The 389-nt window shown below is 51.4% G+C and carries 1 tRNA gene; it reads left to right on the forward strand.

The features are described from left to right. Nucleotides 1–119: 119 nt before the first annotated feature. Nucleotides 120–193 (forward strand) — tRNA-Cys (locus B2J89_RS21895). Nucleotides 194–389 lie beyond the last annotated feature (196 nt).

The following is a 389-nucleotide window of genomic DNA, read 5'->3' on the forward strand; positions in this document are numbered from 1 at the left end:
AGTTGGTAGAGCGCAACCTTGCCAAGGTTGAGGTCGAGAGTTCGAGACTCTTTTCCCGCTCCAATTTCCAGAAAAAGGGAAGCCCAGGCTTCCCTTTTTGCTAAACAAGCCAGACTTCGGGCGCGGTAGCAAAGCGGTTATGCCCCGGATTGCAAATCCGGTCAGTCCGGTTCGACTCCGGACCGCGCCTCCAGAATTGCCATTTTTGCGGTCCCGTTCGCGGGGTGTAAAAAATCAAAATTCTGGCTTGATAGAGAAAATATGCTCTATAATTTGCGGCTTGCCAGCCAGCATGGTTGAAGAAATTCAAGCGTGCGAACAGGTCAAAATGCGGGAATAGCTCAGTTGGTAGAGCGCAACCTTGCCAAGGTTGAGGTCGAGAGTTCGAG

The organism is Acidovorax sp. SRB_24, assembly GCF_012931925.1.